The following is a 14,004-nucleotide window of genomic DNA, read 5'->3' as shown; positions in this document are numbered from 1 at the left end:
TCTAGAATAGTAGTATGTTAAAACGATCAAACTCAGCCCTCTTTAAAAAGCTTTGTGCCAGAAGTGCTCAGGAGGAGTCCCTCCTTCGATTTTCCTGCTGTCATCAGCACCAGCTGTTTCAGCATCAGGTAGTCGGAGATTAATCTTGGCCCCTCTGTAGCAGTTAAGCGGAGTGCCTCAAGCACTCCCCGGCTGCTGTTGTTATGCATGGCATTCACCTCGTTACTATCCATGTTCTACCTTAGTGGTGCCTTTCAATCTGCCCACGATGCCTTATCAGACCTGCTGCAAATCCAGTTTTCTTCACCCCCTGCCAGCAAACCTGTCGTATACCTTCTGATCACTGATGCCAGCCTGATCGAGGCTGACGAGGTGGACGGTATCAGCTGGCCCTGGCCGCGCTCCGCTTACGCTGAAGCGGTACGCTTCCTGAAAAACGCAGGCGCCAGCGAAATTGTTTTCGATATGATTTTCACGGAGAGATCAGTGCATGGTCTTGAAGATGATACCGGCTTCGGAAATGCCATCGAGGATGCAGGCGTCATACTGGCAAAACTCTCCAGCAATCGCCAAAGCAGCATGTCAGAAAAAGCAGCAGAGAATAACAGGCTGATAACAGAACGGTTCGCGTTACATGTTGAAGGTGCTGATGAAAAGATGTTTCATGACACCCCTTACCTGAGAGCACCTGTTTCAGAACTCACAAACCATGCAAAAGGGCTTGGGGATGTAAAGTTTGTGCAGGATAGTGATGGGGTTGGCCGGCGTATCCCCCTGCTGGTCCGCAGCGGCAATCGCTACCATCCCTCACTCTCTCTTGCTGCAGCAGCCTCTATACTCAACATTACCTCCTATCAAATGGAGGGAAGCGACCTGCTGCTCTCCGGCCCCTCGGTCCAGCGGCGGATTCCGCTTGATTCCGAAGGCATGGCACGCCCCCTCTATTTTGGCGACTCCAGCATCTACGACAAATACCTCTTACTTAGGGTCATCAAGTCACAGATCAGAATGGATGAGGGTGACGCCCCCTACTACGACCCGGCGCTGTTTAAAGACAAGGTCGTTATTATCGGGGCCGATGCGACCGAACTGAAAGATTTCAGACCTAACCCGTTCAACAAGGCGAATGATCCCGGCGCTCACTACCATGGCACCGCGATCCATAATATTCTGGAGAGTGGCTTTCTGGTGAGTCGATATGAGGCGGTATATGTGCTGCCCATTCTCTTTCTCACCTCCATGCTCCTGGCCTTTGTTGCAGCCAAGTACCGCGCCACCACCGGTTTTTCTTTCACCTTCCTGCTTTTACTTCTGGTCAATGGTGTTGCGGTATACCTGTTCAAACACCATGGCATGCTGATCGATATGGCGGCAACCTCGGTCAACCTCATCGGCTGCTTTATTCTGGCGACCGGTTCTAACTATATGGTTGAGGCCAGGCAGCGCCACTTTGTTACCAGTGCATTCGGCCAGTACCTCTCACCCGATGTGGTGAAGGCACTGGTCGATAATCCTGAACGCCTGTTACTCGGTGGTGAGGTTAGGACCATGACCGCCTTCTTTTCCGATATTGCAGGTTTTTCAACGATCTCTGAGAAGCTAACGCCTGAAGAGCTGGTCTCGCTGCTCAATGAGTACCTCACCGAAATGTGCGACATCATCGGCAAGTATCACGGCACCGTAGATAAGTTTGAGGGTGATGCGATCATGGCCTTCTGGGGCGCCCCGATCTACAGGGATGATCATGCCCACCTTGCCCTGTTGGCATCACTGGAGATGCAGCAGAGGCTTGAAGAGCTGCGCGGCAAATGGGCTGCTGAAGGCAAGGATCAACTCTACGTACGAATGGGCATCAACAGCGGTTTGATGCTGGTGGGTAATATGGGGTCACGCACCCGCATGAACTACACCATCATGGGCGATGCCGTGAATCTCGCTTCCCGTCTTGAGGCGGCAAACAAGTTCTACGGCACCCATCTGATGATTTCGCAAAAAACCAAGGTCCTTGCAGGCGATCAGTTCACCGTCAGGGAGCTCGATGCCATTCAGGTGGTTGGCAAGAAAAAACCGGTTCATGTTTATGAGCTTCTTGGCAAAAAAGGCGACGTTGCAGAAAACCGTTTAGCCGCCACCCTGCTGTTCGAAGAGGGTTTAACATGCTATCGTAAAGGTGACTTCGTCTCTGCAAAGACAAACTTCACAGCAGTGTTCGATCAGGTTCCGGGCGACCCACCCGCAATCGAATTTCTGCGCAGAATAGAGGCGTTGGATAAAACAGAATCCCAAGGAGATTGGAATGGTGTATTTAAAGCTGATTCTAAGTAGCAGTCTGGCCGCTTTTTTCCTGCTTCTCTCGCCAGCCTGTGCAGCGGACAATATTAACAAAGGAAGTACTCTGCGCATCGCACTCTCCGAAGCGGTCATGAAAAGTGCGCCAAGAGCCTTTGGCAGCAGCTTAATCAGAACCCTTCCAAAAGGCGCAGCTGTCACCTATCTTGGCACTTCAGGCATCTACTATAAGGTCAATGACGGTCGCAACACTGGTTATATCTCATCAAAATCAGTAGTAAAATCCACAGGCTTCACAAGCTTTTCCCGCTCCGGGGAAGTGACCCAGTCGGATATGGCTGCTGCCACCAAAGGTTTCTCGCCTGAGGTCGAAAGGGAAAACCGCAAGAACAGAAGGTTGCGTTACGACCTGATGGACAGGGCCGAACAGGTTTCCACCGTGACACGCCCTGAAACAAGCCTGAAGGGTTTCCGCAAGGAAGGAAGGCTTGGGGAGTATGCAAATGAGTAGAAAACCCCTTGCTCTGCTAATACTGCTGCTATTCCCGGCATCTGCACTCCACGCCTTTAACTTCAGTCTCGAAGATTTACAGAACATTGATGTAGGCAAGGTACTTGAATACGGCCAGACCGTATCCAAGGCAACACGGTCATTTTCCGAAGAGGAACGTTATTACATCGGGCGCGCCAGCGGCGCACGCCTGCTGTCAGATCACCGCCTGCTCAGCCGGAAGGGTCTGCAGAACTACGTCTCTGCAATCGGCCAGACCCTGGCAATGGCCTCGGCAAGGCCGGAGCTCTATGCAGGCTACCACTTTATTGTGCTCGATGAACCAGGCCGTGTGAACGCCTATGCTGTGCCGGGCGGATTCATCTTTATCACTACCGCGCTTGTCGCAAAAACGGAGAGCGAGGACGAACTGGCAGCGATTCTTGCGCATGAAATATCCCACCTCGTTCTCGATCACCCCATCAGTTCGGTCAAAAAGCAGTACAGGGACAAATTGATGAAGGATATTCTCAGTGAAGCGAGTGATCGATATGCATCGGAAGATGTGAAAAAACTGGCAGATCTTGCCGGCGGATTGAACAACCTTTCGGGCATGATGGTCGATTTTGCCGCCAAGGGTTACAGCCGCTCAAAAGAGCAAGAGGCGGATCTGGTGGCACTGTCCATGCTGCGCACCGCGGGTTACGACCCTACCCGCTTTCCACGTGTTCTGAGCAAACTTAGCAGCATAGGCACAGGGGTATCCGGCACCCACGGCAACCCCAGACAACGCGCAAGAATCATTTCAGAGAAGCTCGCAAGGGATGTACCATTCCATATCAGGAATAGGGATCATCGATTTATGACTGTGATGGGCAACCCTGGAAACCGATGATCATCAATAGCCTAAGAGGAGAAGTTGTATGAAAGGCAGGCTGCTTACCCGGTTCTCGGAACTTCAGAACATCGCGCATACGCTTGCCACGAAACAGAGTACGGGCGATGTGCTCTCTTCTTTGCTGACTGGGGCCCGGAAGGTTTCCGGGGCTGATGGTGGCACCATCTACCTGCTGGGTAGCGATAAGCATCTCCACTTTTCAGTCATGCAGAATGAGTCGCTGAACATTTCACATGTAGAGGCCTCTGAGAAGACCTCCTCTTTCGACCCCATCCCCCTGTATGACAAGCAAGGTACTCCGAATCAGGAAAATCTTGCTGCCCGGGCAGCCTTGGAAAATAGCAGCTCCAATATTGCGGATGTCTATGCTGCAGAAGGCGTTCGAATATCAGGCATTAAGAAGTTTGATGAAAAGATGAATTACCGGACAAGGTCACTGCTGACACTACCCATTCACAATCAAACATGGGATGTCATCGGCGTTCTGCAACTTATCAACAGCATTGATAAAGAGAGTGGCAATATTGAGTCATTCTCAGAAGCGGACCTTCTTCTGGCTGAGGCACTGGCATTTCAGGCGGGAACAAATATCACCAATTCGCGCATGAATGCAGAGTCCACGAAGCTTCTCGACCGCGTAACACAGCTCAATCAGATCGGCATTTCCTTATCATCACAGGAGAGCACTGAAGAGCTGCTCAAGGAGATAGTGATCAGTGCCAAATCACTTACATATGCCGATGCAGGCACCCTCTATCTGCACAGGGAAAACAAGCTCTATTTCGAGGTCATGCAAACCGACTCTCTGGATATTCATTTAAGCAGTGCTGACGGCAACCTGACCAACATTGAGCCTATCCCCCTTTACAATATGCGTGGCCAGCCCAATGACCACCTTGTTGCAGCCAATGTGGCGCTGCACAGCACCACCATCAATATCCCGGATGCATATCAAGCCGATGGCTATAACTTCACCGGCACTAAAACTTTCGATGCCAAAAACGGCTACCACTCCCAGTCATTCCTGACCGTGCCAATGCATAACCAGAAGAAGGAGCTGATCGGTGTTCTCCAGCTGATTAATGCTACAGACCCGGTCAGCGGCGAGATCATCAGCTTCTCAGCAGAGGATCAGCAACTGGCAGAATCATTCGCCTCACAAGCCGCTGTTGCTCTGACCAACAAACAGCTCAATGAAGAGCTACAGCTGCTGCTGGAATCTTTCATTAATGTCATATCCAAATCCATTGATGAAAAGTCACCCTATACCGGTGGCCACTGCCGTCGTGTCACTGAACTGGCGATGATGATTTCTCAGGCTGCAAATGATGAAAAGCAATCCGCACTTGGCGATTTCAACCTCTCAAGAGAAGAGATGTATGAGATGAAAATTGCAGCCATGCTGCATGACTGCGGTAAGATCACGACACCGGTCCATATCGTTGATAAATCAACGAAGCTGGAATGCATTTATGACCGTATAAATCTTCTGGATCTGCGCCATGAAGTGGTAAGGCGCGATATGCTCATCGAAAAACTTCAGCAGAGGCTGGATGAAGAGCCGGATTCAATCGTTGAGCGGCTACAGGAGTCCTGGTCGCAGCTTGATGAAGATATCGCCTTTCTGCACCAGTGTAATACGGGTGGCGAATTCATGGCGCCGGAAAAACAGGCCCGGATTCGCGCTATCGCAGCAAAGTACCCCTGGCGAGATAGTTCCGGAAAAGTTCACCCATTCATTACAGAGGATGAGGTATATAACCTGAATGTTGAAAAGGGAACACTGACTGATGAGCAGCGGGAGATTATCAACAACCATATTGTTTCTACCATCCGTATGCTCGAAGGGCTCCCCTTCCCCAAACATCTGTGCAATGTTCCTGAGATTGCCGGCGGTCATCATGAGCGAATGGATGGCAAGGGTTACCCCAACGGGCTTACGCGTGATCAGATGTCCATTCAGGCCCGTATTCTGGGTGTAGCGGATATTTTTGAAGCCCTGACCGCAATGGACCGTCCCTACAAAGCCCCTATGCCTCTCTCAAAAGCGATGTCGATCTTGGAAAGCATGAAAAATGAAGGGCATATTGATCCCGACATCTTCGATCTGTTTGTCGATAGAAAGCTCTACCTAAACTACGGGCAGAGGTTCCTGGATGAGAAACAGGTCGATATTAATGACTACCGCCAGAAGGAAAGCTCAGAACGGTAAATAACCTTCATCATCCGCCGCGTCACCAGTTGACTATGAGAAGAGCTTTTTAGAAGATAATAAACGTCTACTGAAATGTGGGTAGTCCATTTTGCTCTTTCCGCCCACAGCTATCACCGTATTCTGAAGGTCGCCCGCACCATTGCCGACCTGACCGAATCAGAAGGTGTCAATGCCACCCATGTTGCCGAGGCTCTGCAGTATCGCGGGGAGGATCTTCTCAATACGTCTTAAGAGAAAAAAAGGGCCTCCGAAGAGGCCCTTTCATGATTACACGATCAGAAGATCAGTCACTCCAGCTTAAGGCATGTCCCTCAGGACGTGGCAGGACCGGGTATGTCACCTGCGGCTGTTTGCCGGTGAGCGTTTTCAGGAACTCGACGATATCCGCCGTATCTTCATCAGAGAGTTCGGTATCAAGCTGGACCTTGGCCATCACACGTACCGCTTCGTCAAGGGTTTTAACACTACCATCGTGGAAATATGGGGCTGTAAGCGCCACATTGCGCCAGGACTGTACACGGAAGAGGTGGTCATCTTCACCCTTGCCACTCACAGACTTCACGCCTTCATCTGTGCCATAGGCAAACTTCTGGAAGCTGTTGTTGGTGAACAGAGCACCGGAGTGACAGGAGGTGCAACCGACTTCGGCCACCTTCTGCATGCCACGCTTGGCTGATTCACTGATCTCTCCTTTACCCTGAGCGTAGAGATCAAAAGGTGCATCCGGCGTGATCAGAGTGCGTTCAAATGCGGCGATGGCTTTAGCCATGTTGTCAAAGCTTAAGGCATTGGCACCGAACACCTTATCAAACAGCGGTCCATAACCTGCCTCACTCAGACGAGCAACCACTTCAGCCTCACCTATACTGGCCATCTCAATGGGATTCAGTGGTGGACCCTTGGCCTGATCTTCAAGCTGTGGTGCGCGACCATCCCAGAACTGTGCGCTCCAGAATGCTGCGTTCAGTACGGTTGGTGCATTTCGGCCACCGCGCTGCCATTTGTGACCAATGGAGAACTGCTCATTATCCACGCCGCCGGTTCCGAGGTTGTGACAGGAGTTACAGGAGAAGATGCCGCTCTTGGAGAGAGCCGGTTCGAAGTAAAGTTTTTTACCCAACTCTACCTTCTCATCGGTCTGCGGATTATCCGCGGGAACAGGAACATCGGATGGCAGAACACCCATGCCCTCTGGAAGATCGACAGGTGGTGTCGGTGCAGCTGCAGGCTGCGCTTCAGGTTGTACTGCTGGCTGGCTGGCGGGTGCATCCTTGGATGAGTCCGAACAGCCCACTGCTGCTACGGAGAACATCGCCAGTAATGCTAAGGTAATCATTGATGACTTTTTCAAGGCAAACTCCTTTGAATTCGATTCAATGAAGACTAAAGGCCTGTAATTTGTAGTCAACGTTACTCAAGTGTATATATTTCTAACCATGAAACGCGTTCGAATCAGCATCTCGATAGTGGATACCTCTGCGCAGGATGGAGATGAATCCGTACTGCACATATCCAGGCTGAGAGCTGTTCAGAGAGACTGCAGCGCTAACCATCAATGATCTCCCCTACCTCTCTGACCCTCATCTCCTATGCCGTGCCAGCCACACTGGTTGGTGGCCTTACCCTCTGGGTGGGCAGGGAGCGCAGTATCAACTGGAAAATATGGGAGCCGGTGGTGATGGCAGTGCCATTCCTGATGGTACTAATCTACATTACTCTGACCTTCGGCAGTATCCATCAGGGTATCATGGAGATGGAGTTTCATCCTGTCGCCGTAATCATGATTGCCGGTATTGGCGGTTTTCTTGGTGGCCTCACCCTGCTGCCGCGACTTATCTTTACCGGCTCCGATGTTCCCGGTGGAACAGTGTCACTTGCCAGTGGTTTTTTGGTTGGCCTGCTCTGCCTGAAAATGTTTTTTCTCATGGCAGCTTTTGCCAATCCAAAGGCTCTGATAGCCCCGGATTAATTGTCCTTTATTCCACCGGCCAACCGTTGAAGTAGGCATCACCGGATAGTGCAAAAAGGAAGACGCGTGACATCGCAAAGATCCCAGAGATGCTCAGGCTTGCAATCACATTAACCAGCAGCTTGGCGGCCACTGTATCGGCCTTAACGAGGTAACGCGGTGTCAGAACGAAGCTGCCGACAACCCCTGCCCCGATCACCTGCATGATCCAGAAAAAGGTCCAGACGCCGGTACGTTCATAGAGCGCATCGATCGAGCCAAAAAAGATATAGGCCATACCGACTACCGTCAGCCATGGCATAAACAGAAAGGCAATCTCAAGTGGATGAATGGTATTGAAGTGACGTCCTTTGGAATGGACCATCGTGGCAAAAACGACAAGAACAAGCGCATAGATCAACAGGGATTGAAAAAGCGGACTCACCGATCTTCCTTCTGCAAAGTCATAACTAACCTCTCTACTGAATTAACAACGCAAGTGATTCGAGCAGCATATTCATATTTTTGGGCAGAAGCAAAAAAGTGTAGCCACAATAGTCACCTTGATTATGCCAGCATCAGGATGACGCCCCTCCCTGGTAGCAAACATCCCCCATCCACTCGCTTACAGTAGAAGTAAACGCCCTTCCACCCCATGCATGCATAGCCTGACTTTTCAAATGGATACTAACGGATCATGATAGTGGCACGATACTGGCTGCAGATATTTGATAACTATAAAACAAGACCTTTAGCAGGAGCTATCAACCAAGGCATGGAGCCATCGAGATAACGAAGCATAAACAGAAAGGATGGCCTGAATGAAAGAGATCATCAATCAGCTTAACCTACTTCAGGATATTGTTGAAGGCGTACCGACTCGCATCTTCTGGAAGGACAGGGAGTGCCGCTATCTGGGTTGCAACACCCTTTTTGCCTGGGATGCTGGCCTCTCCCACCCGGATGAGTTGATTGGCAAGACCGATTTTGAGATGGTGTGGAAAGATCAGGCCGAATCGTACCAAACAGATGATCTCAGTATCATGGAAACCGCCACTTCCCGACTCGGGTATGAAGAGGTGCAGAGCACCCCAGATGGACAAACAGTCTGGCTGCGCACATCCAAGGTTCCGCTGCGTGACAATGCACAAAACGTCATCGGTATTTTAGGTGTTTACGAAGACATTACCCACGAAAAACAGCAACAGGTTGCACTACAAAACTCTGAAAAAACACTCAAAAATATTTTCAACAGCTTGCAGGATGCTTATTACCGCACCGACATTGAAGGTCGAATCGTAATGGTTTCGCCATCAGCAGGCATTTTAATGGCTTGCGAACCAGATGAGTTACTGGGAAAACCTATTGCACAGTATTATCTCCATGAAAGTAGACGCGAACAATTCCTTTGTGAACTGAGTGAAGGTGATGGAAGCGTCAGTAATTTTGAGGCACAGATCAGAAGAGTCGATGGTCAAATCATCTGGGTTTCGACCAACGCTCACTATTTTCGAGATGCGCAGGGAAATGTCACAGGCGTGGAAGGAACAATAAGGGATGTTACCCAACTGAAACAGCAGGAGGAGCAGTTGCTGCTGACCCAGTTTGTTTCCAATAGCGCTCCCGATAGCATTCTCTGGATTGATGAGCAGGCACGCATCCAATACGTCAACGAATCGGCATGCTGTGATCACGGTTACTCGAAGATGGAACTGCTTAATATGTCGATCTACGACCTCAATCCTAACCTTCAGCCTGAAGAGTGGCCTACCCACTGGCAGAAATTACAGCAGCAAGGCACTCTCATGTTTGAAGCTATGCACTGTCGTAAAGATGGAAGCTGTTTCCCCATTGAGGTCTCGGCCAACTTCGTCAAATTCGGTGATAAAGAATACAACATCTCATTCAGCAGAAATATTACCGAGCGCAAGAAGGCTGAAGAGGAGTTGCAGCTAGCCAAGTTTGTCATGGATAATGCGCCGCTTAATATCACCTATCTCGATTCCGAAGCACGCATCCGCTACATTAACAAAACTGGCTGTGAAACGCTCGGTTATACGCAGGAAGAGATATTGCAACTGAGCATCCCGGATATCGACCCCCTCTTCCCGATGGAGGTGTGGGACGAACACTGGGAAGATCTTAAACACAACAAATCGGTTCCTGTTGAAACCCAGCACCGTCGTAAAAATGGTGAACGGTTTCCCATAGAGGTCATCGCCAACTACATCGAGTTCGGCGACAAGGCCTACAACGTTGCCTTCGACAGGGACATAAGCGAGCGTCAAAAAGCTGAAGCTGCCCTGCGGCGATTCCGCATCGCACTTGATAACAGTGCAGACTCGATCTTTCTCATCGATCGTAACACGATGATGTTCATTGATGTCAATGAAGGAGCCTGCAAACGGTTGGGCTATTCACGTGAAGAACTCCTCACCATGGGCCCAAGCAATATCAAACCTTATTTCACTAGAGAACACCTGGAAGAGGCTTTTGACCGGGTGATCAGTGAAAATGATGAGTTCGGTGTAATCGAAACGATTCATGCCTGTAAAGATGGCTCCGAATTTGCAGTCGAAATTCGCCTGAAACCCTTTATGGAAAACAACACCCAGCTGCTTGTGGCAGTCGGCCGTGATATTAGTGAGCGACAGAAGGCGGAAGAGAGGCTGCTTCAAGAAGCTAATTTCCGCAGCCAGCTTCTTGATCAGGCAGCTGAAGGCGTTGTCTTGTGGCGCCTCAGCAATTCCGAAACCTTTATAGATTTCCTTATCTGGAATCGCCGCATGCAGGATATCACCGGATACTCGCGTGAAGAGATTAACCGGATGGGCTGGCTGCAAACTATGTATGCCGATGAATCCGAAAGGATCAAGGCGCATTCAACAATGCAGAAAGTACTAGATGGAGAGATTAATCAGGGTCTTGATTTCGGAATCGTAACCAAATCCGGTGAACGTCGCATGTTGCATATTGCATCTGCTCCTGTGCTGGAAGAGGACAAGGAACCGTCCGTTCTGGCCGTCATTCAAGATATCACCGAAAGCAAACGACAGCAGGACCTGCTGGAAACAAGCCAAAAACGCTTTAGAGAACTCTTTGACTCCTCAAGTGATGGCCTGTTTATTATCAATATGCAGGGTGAATTTATCGATATCAATAAAACTGCATATGAGCGACTGGGCTATGCAAAAGATGAAATGCTCGCCATGAAACTCACCGAGTTGGATCCACCCGAATTTGCAGCCAAGGTGCCTGAACGTCTGGGGCTGATTAATAAGCATGGCAAGGCGACATTTGAAACAGCCCATTACCGCAAAGACGGCTCCATCATGCCGGTTGAAATCAATGCTCGAATTATTGAACTGGATGGAGAGAAGGTGTTTTTCAGTGTCGTCCGCGATATCAGCGAACGCAAACAGTTTGAGGAGCGGCTGCGCCAAGCTCAGAAGATGGAAGCAGTCGGTACGCTGGTCGGAGGCATCGCCCACGACTTCAACAATATGCTGGCCGCCATTCAGGGTAACGTCTTTCTGGCCAAGATGCAGCTGATGGATCATCCCAATGCTAAGGAGAAGTTGGCTAACATTGAGAAGCTGGGAACACGTGCCGCTGAGATGGTGCAGCAACTCCTTACATTTGCCCGAAAAGGCATGGTTTCCATGCGCACCTTCTCCCTCAACAGTTTCATGGATGAAGGATATAAACTAGCCAAAACGCTTATTCCGGAAAATATCGACCATCAGCCCAGAATCTGCGAAGAAATACTGCATATCAAAGGCGATGCCACCCAGTTGCAGCAGGTGCTAATGAACCTGCTAAGCAATGCTGTTGATGCCGTAGCCGGCATTCCGCATCCGACAATTCGATGCAGCCTTACCCCTTTTGAAGCAGATCAGCTGTTCATAGAGAACCACCCTGAGCTTAAGGATAGGTCTTTTGCCTGTATTTCCATTAAGGATAATGGTTATGGCATGCCCAGCGACGTGGTCGACAAGATCTTTGAGCCGTTTTTCACCACCAAGGAAGTTGGCAAAGGTACAGGATTAGGATTGGCGATGCTCTACGGTGCGATGCAGACACATAACGGTGCAATTGAGGTTGAAAGTGAAGTAAACAAGGGTACGGATTTCCGTATCTACCTACCCATAAGCAACGTCGAAAGGGAAACAAAACCAGATGAACAGTACCCTTCAAATGAAATCGGTCGAGGCAGGAGGATCCTTCTTGTTGATGATGAAGAGAGTGTTCGCAGCACAATAAGTGAAGTGCTCTCCAGCATGGGATACCATGTAATTGAAGCTGGTAATGGGAAAGAAGCACTGGATCTATTCAAGGCGCAGCAGAACCTGGATTTATTCAAGGTACCGCAGAATAGAATCGACCTGATAATCTCCGATGTCATTATGCCTGTCATGGGAGGACCCGACCTGCTCGGTGCGGCTCGCCTTCTCGATGATAAGGTGCCGGTCATTCTTGTCACAGGTTATGACAAAGACCATGTTATTGATCAGGAAATAAAGTATGAGCGCTGTCAGGTACTCAATAAACCCGTCGATTTCGATCAGCTCTCTCAATCCATTCAGGAGATGATCGGAAGATAACCACTCCTTATTCCATCAGCCAGCATCTCTGCCCCCTTATAACCACCCTCTCTGCTGCAGTATCAACGCAACCGATTCAAGCAGCATATTTACATTTTCAGGCAGAAGCAGAAACAGTGCAATGGCAAGGATCAAGATCATCAGGGCAAGCAGAACAACCCCACTAACCATGGCCAGAAGCACCTTCCACCCATCCACCCTGCAGTGAAAACGAAGTCCCTTCCAGTTCAGAACTAGATTCCAGAGTGCCATCACTGGCCCAAGGTACGGCCCCCAGGCAATCACAAAGGGTGGACCGCTATAAGCACAAACCTGAAACACCGAGATCATAGAAACAGGTTTGCCGCTGAGCCTGCTTAACGACCAGCTCAACCATTTACTCCACAGCAGTGAGGTGGAAAGACCAATAGCCAGCGATAGCGGCAGAATCGAGATGAAGATCAGAGCGCCAATCACCATATTCGGCGCCATAGTAGATGCTACAGCCCCGAACGTAGTGGTCATCAGAATCGAGGGAATAGCGAGGTACATCCCCAATAAGATGCCACTATCCTTTAGGTTTTTAGCCTCTGGAAGACCACTGAACATGCGCCTGGGAAAGAAGAGACCGACCAGGAATATTGAGAAGAACACCTCCGCCAGCTTGTCGCGCCGGTAATAGGTGAACTGGGGATTGAACCGACTGCTCATCAAATATCTCTGTAATCAGGCTGCTCCACCGCATCTGTGCAGCCACACAAATTCAATATGGTCTCTGTTACAAGCAACGTATTGACCCTTCAGTCACTATGCGGCTGAGGGGTTGCCTGCTCACGATCTTTTACCAGGGACAGAACAGATGATGCTGTAGCCACTGCAAGTTTGAGCTCTACAGTTCTTGGTGCAATCAGGGCTGTTGCAATGAGATTGCCCACGCCCATTGAAACCATTAGCCATACCAGCACAATCGGTGCATAGCTGGTTTCATAAGGAGTGCCTTCTGCAAGCTTAAAAAACAGTACAATCGGAATAAAAAAGAGGACTATTGTCACAACGGCCCAGGCAATCAGCCTTCTGGATTCACGTCCATCCAGTTGCGCCTGTGTCTCTTCTATTGCCTGTTCAAGTGTCTCAATACTCATCAGGTTAAGTCCTCCTCATTCCTTTTGATCAATCAGCTGTCAGGTTGATGTTAATATCAGGTGTATGGTGCAGGGTTGCATGGATCAGACAGGATGATGCCACTCGCTCCACAGCCTTCCTGCGTTTCTCAGGTAGCCCCGGCAGGTGCACATCTATGGTGAATTCACCAATACGGCGTGGTGAATCCTCACTCACACTCCAGTCACAATCGACACGCAAATCATCGGTTGCGATGCCTGCCTGTTGGCAATAACGCGCAACGTAAAAGCCGATACAACCTGCAAGTGAGCCGGCAAAAAATTCCGGCGGTGTCATGCCGGAATCCTCGCCACCATTACCTACAGGCTGATCAGTCAGGACCGAATGGCCACGACATTCGATATTGAATGCCGCCCCACCCTTAAATGTAGCTGTAAGCCTTGCCATCTTTACTCACCG

Annotated in this window: 13 protein-coding genes; 7 read left to right on the top strand and 6 right to left on the bottom strand. The window is 49.9% G+C overall.

The genetic code is table 11. The annotated features are described in order from the left end of the window. Nucleotides 1–32 precede the first annotated feature (32 nt). Nucleotides 33–233, bottom strand: coding sequence for a hypothetical protein (locus tag Ga0123461_RS05270; protein ID WP_198507136.1), 201 nt, complete (start codon nucleotides 231–233; stop codon nucleotides 33–35). On the opposite strand from Ga0123461_RS05270, the gene Ga0123461_RS05265 reads away from it, so the two are divergent. From Ga0123461_RS05265 to Ga0123461_RS05245, 5 genes are all read left to right on the top strand, one after another. After that, nucleotides 232–2,325, top strand: a complete 2,094-nt coding sequence (locus tag Ga0123461_RS05265; RefSeq protein ID WP_198507135.1) for a CHASE2 domain-containing protein — start codon at nucleotides 232–234, stop codon at nucleotides 2,323–2,325. The genes Ga0123461_RS05270 and Ga0123461_RS05265 overlap by 2 nt on opposite strands. Then, nucleotides 2,297–2,800 (top strand): SH3 domain-containing protein, encoded by a 504-nt coding sequence (locus Ga0123461_RS05260; protein ID WP_100277370.1) that lies wholly within the window; start codon nucleotides 2,297–2,299, stop codon nucleotides 2,798–2,800. The genes Ga0123461_RS05265 and Ga0123461_RS05260 overlap by 29 nt, the downstream gene beginning before the upstream one ends. After that, nucleotides 2,793–3,674 carry a M48 family metalloprotease gene (locus tag Ga0123461_RS05255; protein ID WP_157819236.1) on the top strand — a complete coding sequence of 294 codons (882 nt, stop codon included), beginning with the start codon at nucleotides 2,793–2,795 and terminating at the stop codon, nucleotides 3,672–3,674. Before Ga0123461_RS05260 ends, Ga0123461_RS05255 begins: the two co-directional genes overlap by 8 nt. A gap of 28 nt (nucleotides 3,675–3,702) precedes the next feature. Next, complete coding sequence (locus Ga0123461_RS05250) at nucleotides 3,703–5,889, top strand: HD family phosphohydrolase (protein WP_100277368.1); 2,187 nt, start codon at nucleotides 3,703–3,705, stop codon at nucleotides 5,887–5,889. Nucleotides 5,890–5,964: 75 nt separating this feature from the next. After that, entirely contained in the window at nucleotides 5,965–6,123 is a 159-nt protein-coding gene (locus tag Ga0123461_RS05245) for a magnesium chelatase subunit ChlI family protein (RefSeq protein WP_100277367.1), read from the top strand. Between the two features lie 52 nt (nucleotides 6,124–6,175). Here the strand turns inward: Ga0123461_RS05245 and Ga0123461_RS05240 are convergent, their stop codons facing one another. After that, entirely contained in the window at nucleotides 6,176–7,243 is a 1,068-nt protein-coding gene (locus tag Ga0123461_RS05240; RefSeq protein WP_232710379.1) for a cytochrome-c peroxidase, read from the bottom strand. Nucleotides 7,244–7,447: 204 nt separating this feature from the next. On the opposite strand from Ga0123461_RS05240, the gene Ga0123461_RS05235 reads away from it, so the two are divergent. Next, nucleotides 7,448–7,861, top strand: coding sequence for a hypothetical protein (locus tag Ga0123461_RS05235; RefSeq protein ID WP_100277366.1), 414 nt, complete (start codon nucleotides 7,448–7,450; stop codon nucleotides 7,859–7,861). Between the two features lie 7 nt (nucleotides 7,862–7,868). On the opposite strand, the gene Ga0123461_RS05230 is transcribed toward Ga0123461_RS05235, so the two are convergent. Further along, nucleotides 7,869–8,285, bottom strand: coding sequence for a hypothetical protein (locus tag Ga0123461_RS05230; protein ID WP_100277365.1), 417 nt, complete (start codon nucleotides 8,283–8,285; stop codon nucleotides 7,869–7,871). Nucleotides 8,286–8,661: 376 nt separating this feature from the next. Here Ga0123461_RS05230 and Ga0123461_RS05225 point away from each other — a divergent pair, with 376 nt between their 5' ends. Further along, nucleotides 8,662–12,444 (top strand): hybrid sensor histidine kinase/response regulator, encoded by a 3,783-nt coding sequence (locus Ga0123461_RS05225; protein ID WP_100277364.1) that lies wholly within the window; start codon nucleotides 8,662–8,664, stop codon nucleotides 12,442–12,444. A gap of 36 nt (nucleotides 12,445–12,480) precedes the next feature. Here the strand turns inward: Ga0123461_RS05225 and Ga0123461_RS05220 are convergent, their stop codons facing one another. From Ga0123461_RS05220 to Ga0123461_RS05210, 3 genes are all read right to left on the bottom strand, one after another. Continuing rightward, complete coding sequence (locus Ga0123461_RS05220; RefSeq protein WP_100277363.1) at nucleotides 12,481–13,134, bottom strand: YIP1 family protein; 654 nt, start codon at nucleotides 13,132–13,134, stop codon at nucleotides 12,481–12,483. A gap of 89 nt (nucleotides 13,135–13,223) precedes the next feature. Next, entirely contained in the window at nucleotides 13,224–13,565 is a 342-nt protein-coding gene (locus Ga0123461_RS05215; RefSeq protein ID WP_100277362.1) for a hypothetical protein, read from the bottom strand. 28 nt (nucleotides 13,566–13,593) lie between these two features. Further along, on the bottom strand, nucleotides 13,594–13,992 hold the full coding sequence (locus Ga0123461_RS05210) for an OsmC family protein (RefSeq protein ID WP_100277361.1): 399 nt from the start codon (nucleotides 13,990–13,992) through the stop codon (nucleotides 13,594–13,596). Nucleotides 13,993–14,004: the final 12 nt, after the last annotated feature.

The organism is Mariprofundus aestuarium (assembly GCF_002795805.1).
In the GTDB taxonomy this organism is placed as follows: Bacteria; Pseudomonadota; Zetaproteobacteria; order Mariprofundales; family Mariprofundaceae; genus Mariprofundus; species Mariprofundus aestuarium.
This window is presented reverse-complemented; position numbering and strand designations above follow the sequence as displayed.

What these genes read in the sequence shown, in the direction of transcription:
- Ga0123461_RS05265 (WP_198507135.1), top strand. Translation starts at nt 232, where the DNA reads ATGTTCTACCTTAGTGGTGCCTTTCAATCTGCCCACGATGCCTTATCA.
- Ga0123461_RS05270 (WP_198507136.1), bottom strand. Translation starts at nt 233, where the DNA reads ATGGATAGTAACGAGGTGAATGCCATGCATAACAACAGCAGCCGGGGA.
- Ga0123461_RS05260 (WP_100277370.1), top strand. Translation starts at nt 2,297, where the DNA reads ATGGTGTATTTAAAGCTGATTCTAAGTAGCAGTCTGGCCGCTTTTTTC.
- Ga0123461_RS05255 (WP_157819236.1), top strand. Translation starts at nt 2,793, where the DNA reads ATGAGTAGAAAACCCCTTGCTCTGCTAATACTGCTGCTATTCCCGGCA.
- Ga0123461_RS05250 (WP_100277368.1), top strand. Translation starts at nt 3,703, where the DNA reads ATGAAAGGCAGGCTGCTTACCCGGTTCTCGGAACTTCAGAACATCGCG.
- Ga0123461_RS05245 (WP_100277367.1), top strand. Translation starts at nt 5,965, where the DNA reads ATGTGGGTAGTCCATTTTGCTCTTTCCGCCCACAGCTATCACCGTATT.
- Ga0123461_RS05235 (WP_100277366.1), top strand. Translation starts at nt 7,448, where the DNA reads ATGATCTCCCCTACCTCTCTGACCCTCATCTCCTATGCCGTGCCAGCC.
- Ga0123461_RS05225 (WP_100277364.1), top strand. Translation starts at nt 8,662, where the DNA reads ATGAAAGAGATCATCAATCAGCTTAACCTACTTCAGGATATTGTTGAA.
- Ga0123461_RS05220 (WP_100277363.1), bottom strand. Translation starts at nt 13,134, where the DNA reads ATGAGCAGTCGGTTCAATCCCCAGTTCACCTATTACCGGCGCGACAAG.
- Ga0123461_RS05215 (WP_100277362.1), bottom strand. Translation starts at nt 13,565, where the DNA reads ATGAGTATTGAGACACTTGAACAGGCAATAGAAGAGACACAGGCGCAA.
- Ga0123461_RS05210 (WP_100277361.1), bottom strand. Translation starts at nt 13,992, where the DNA reads ATGGCAAGGCTTACAGCTACATTTAAGGGTGGGGCGGCATTCAATATC.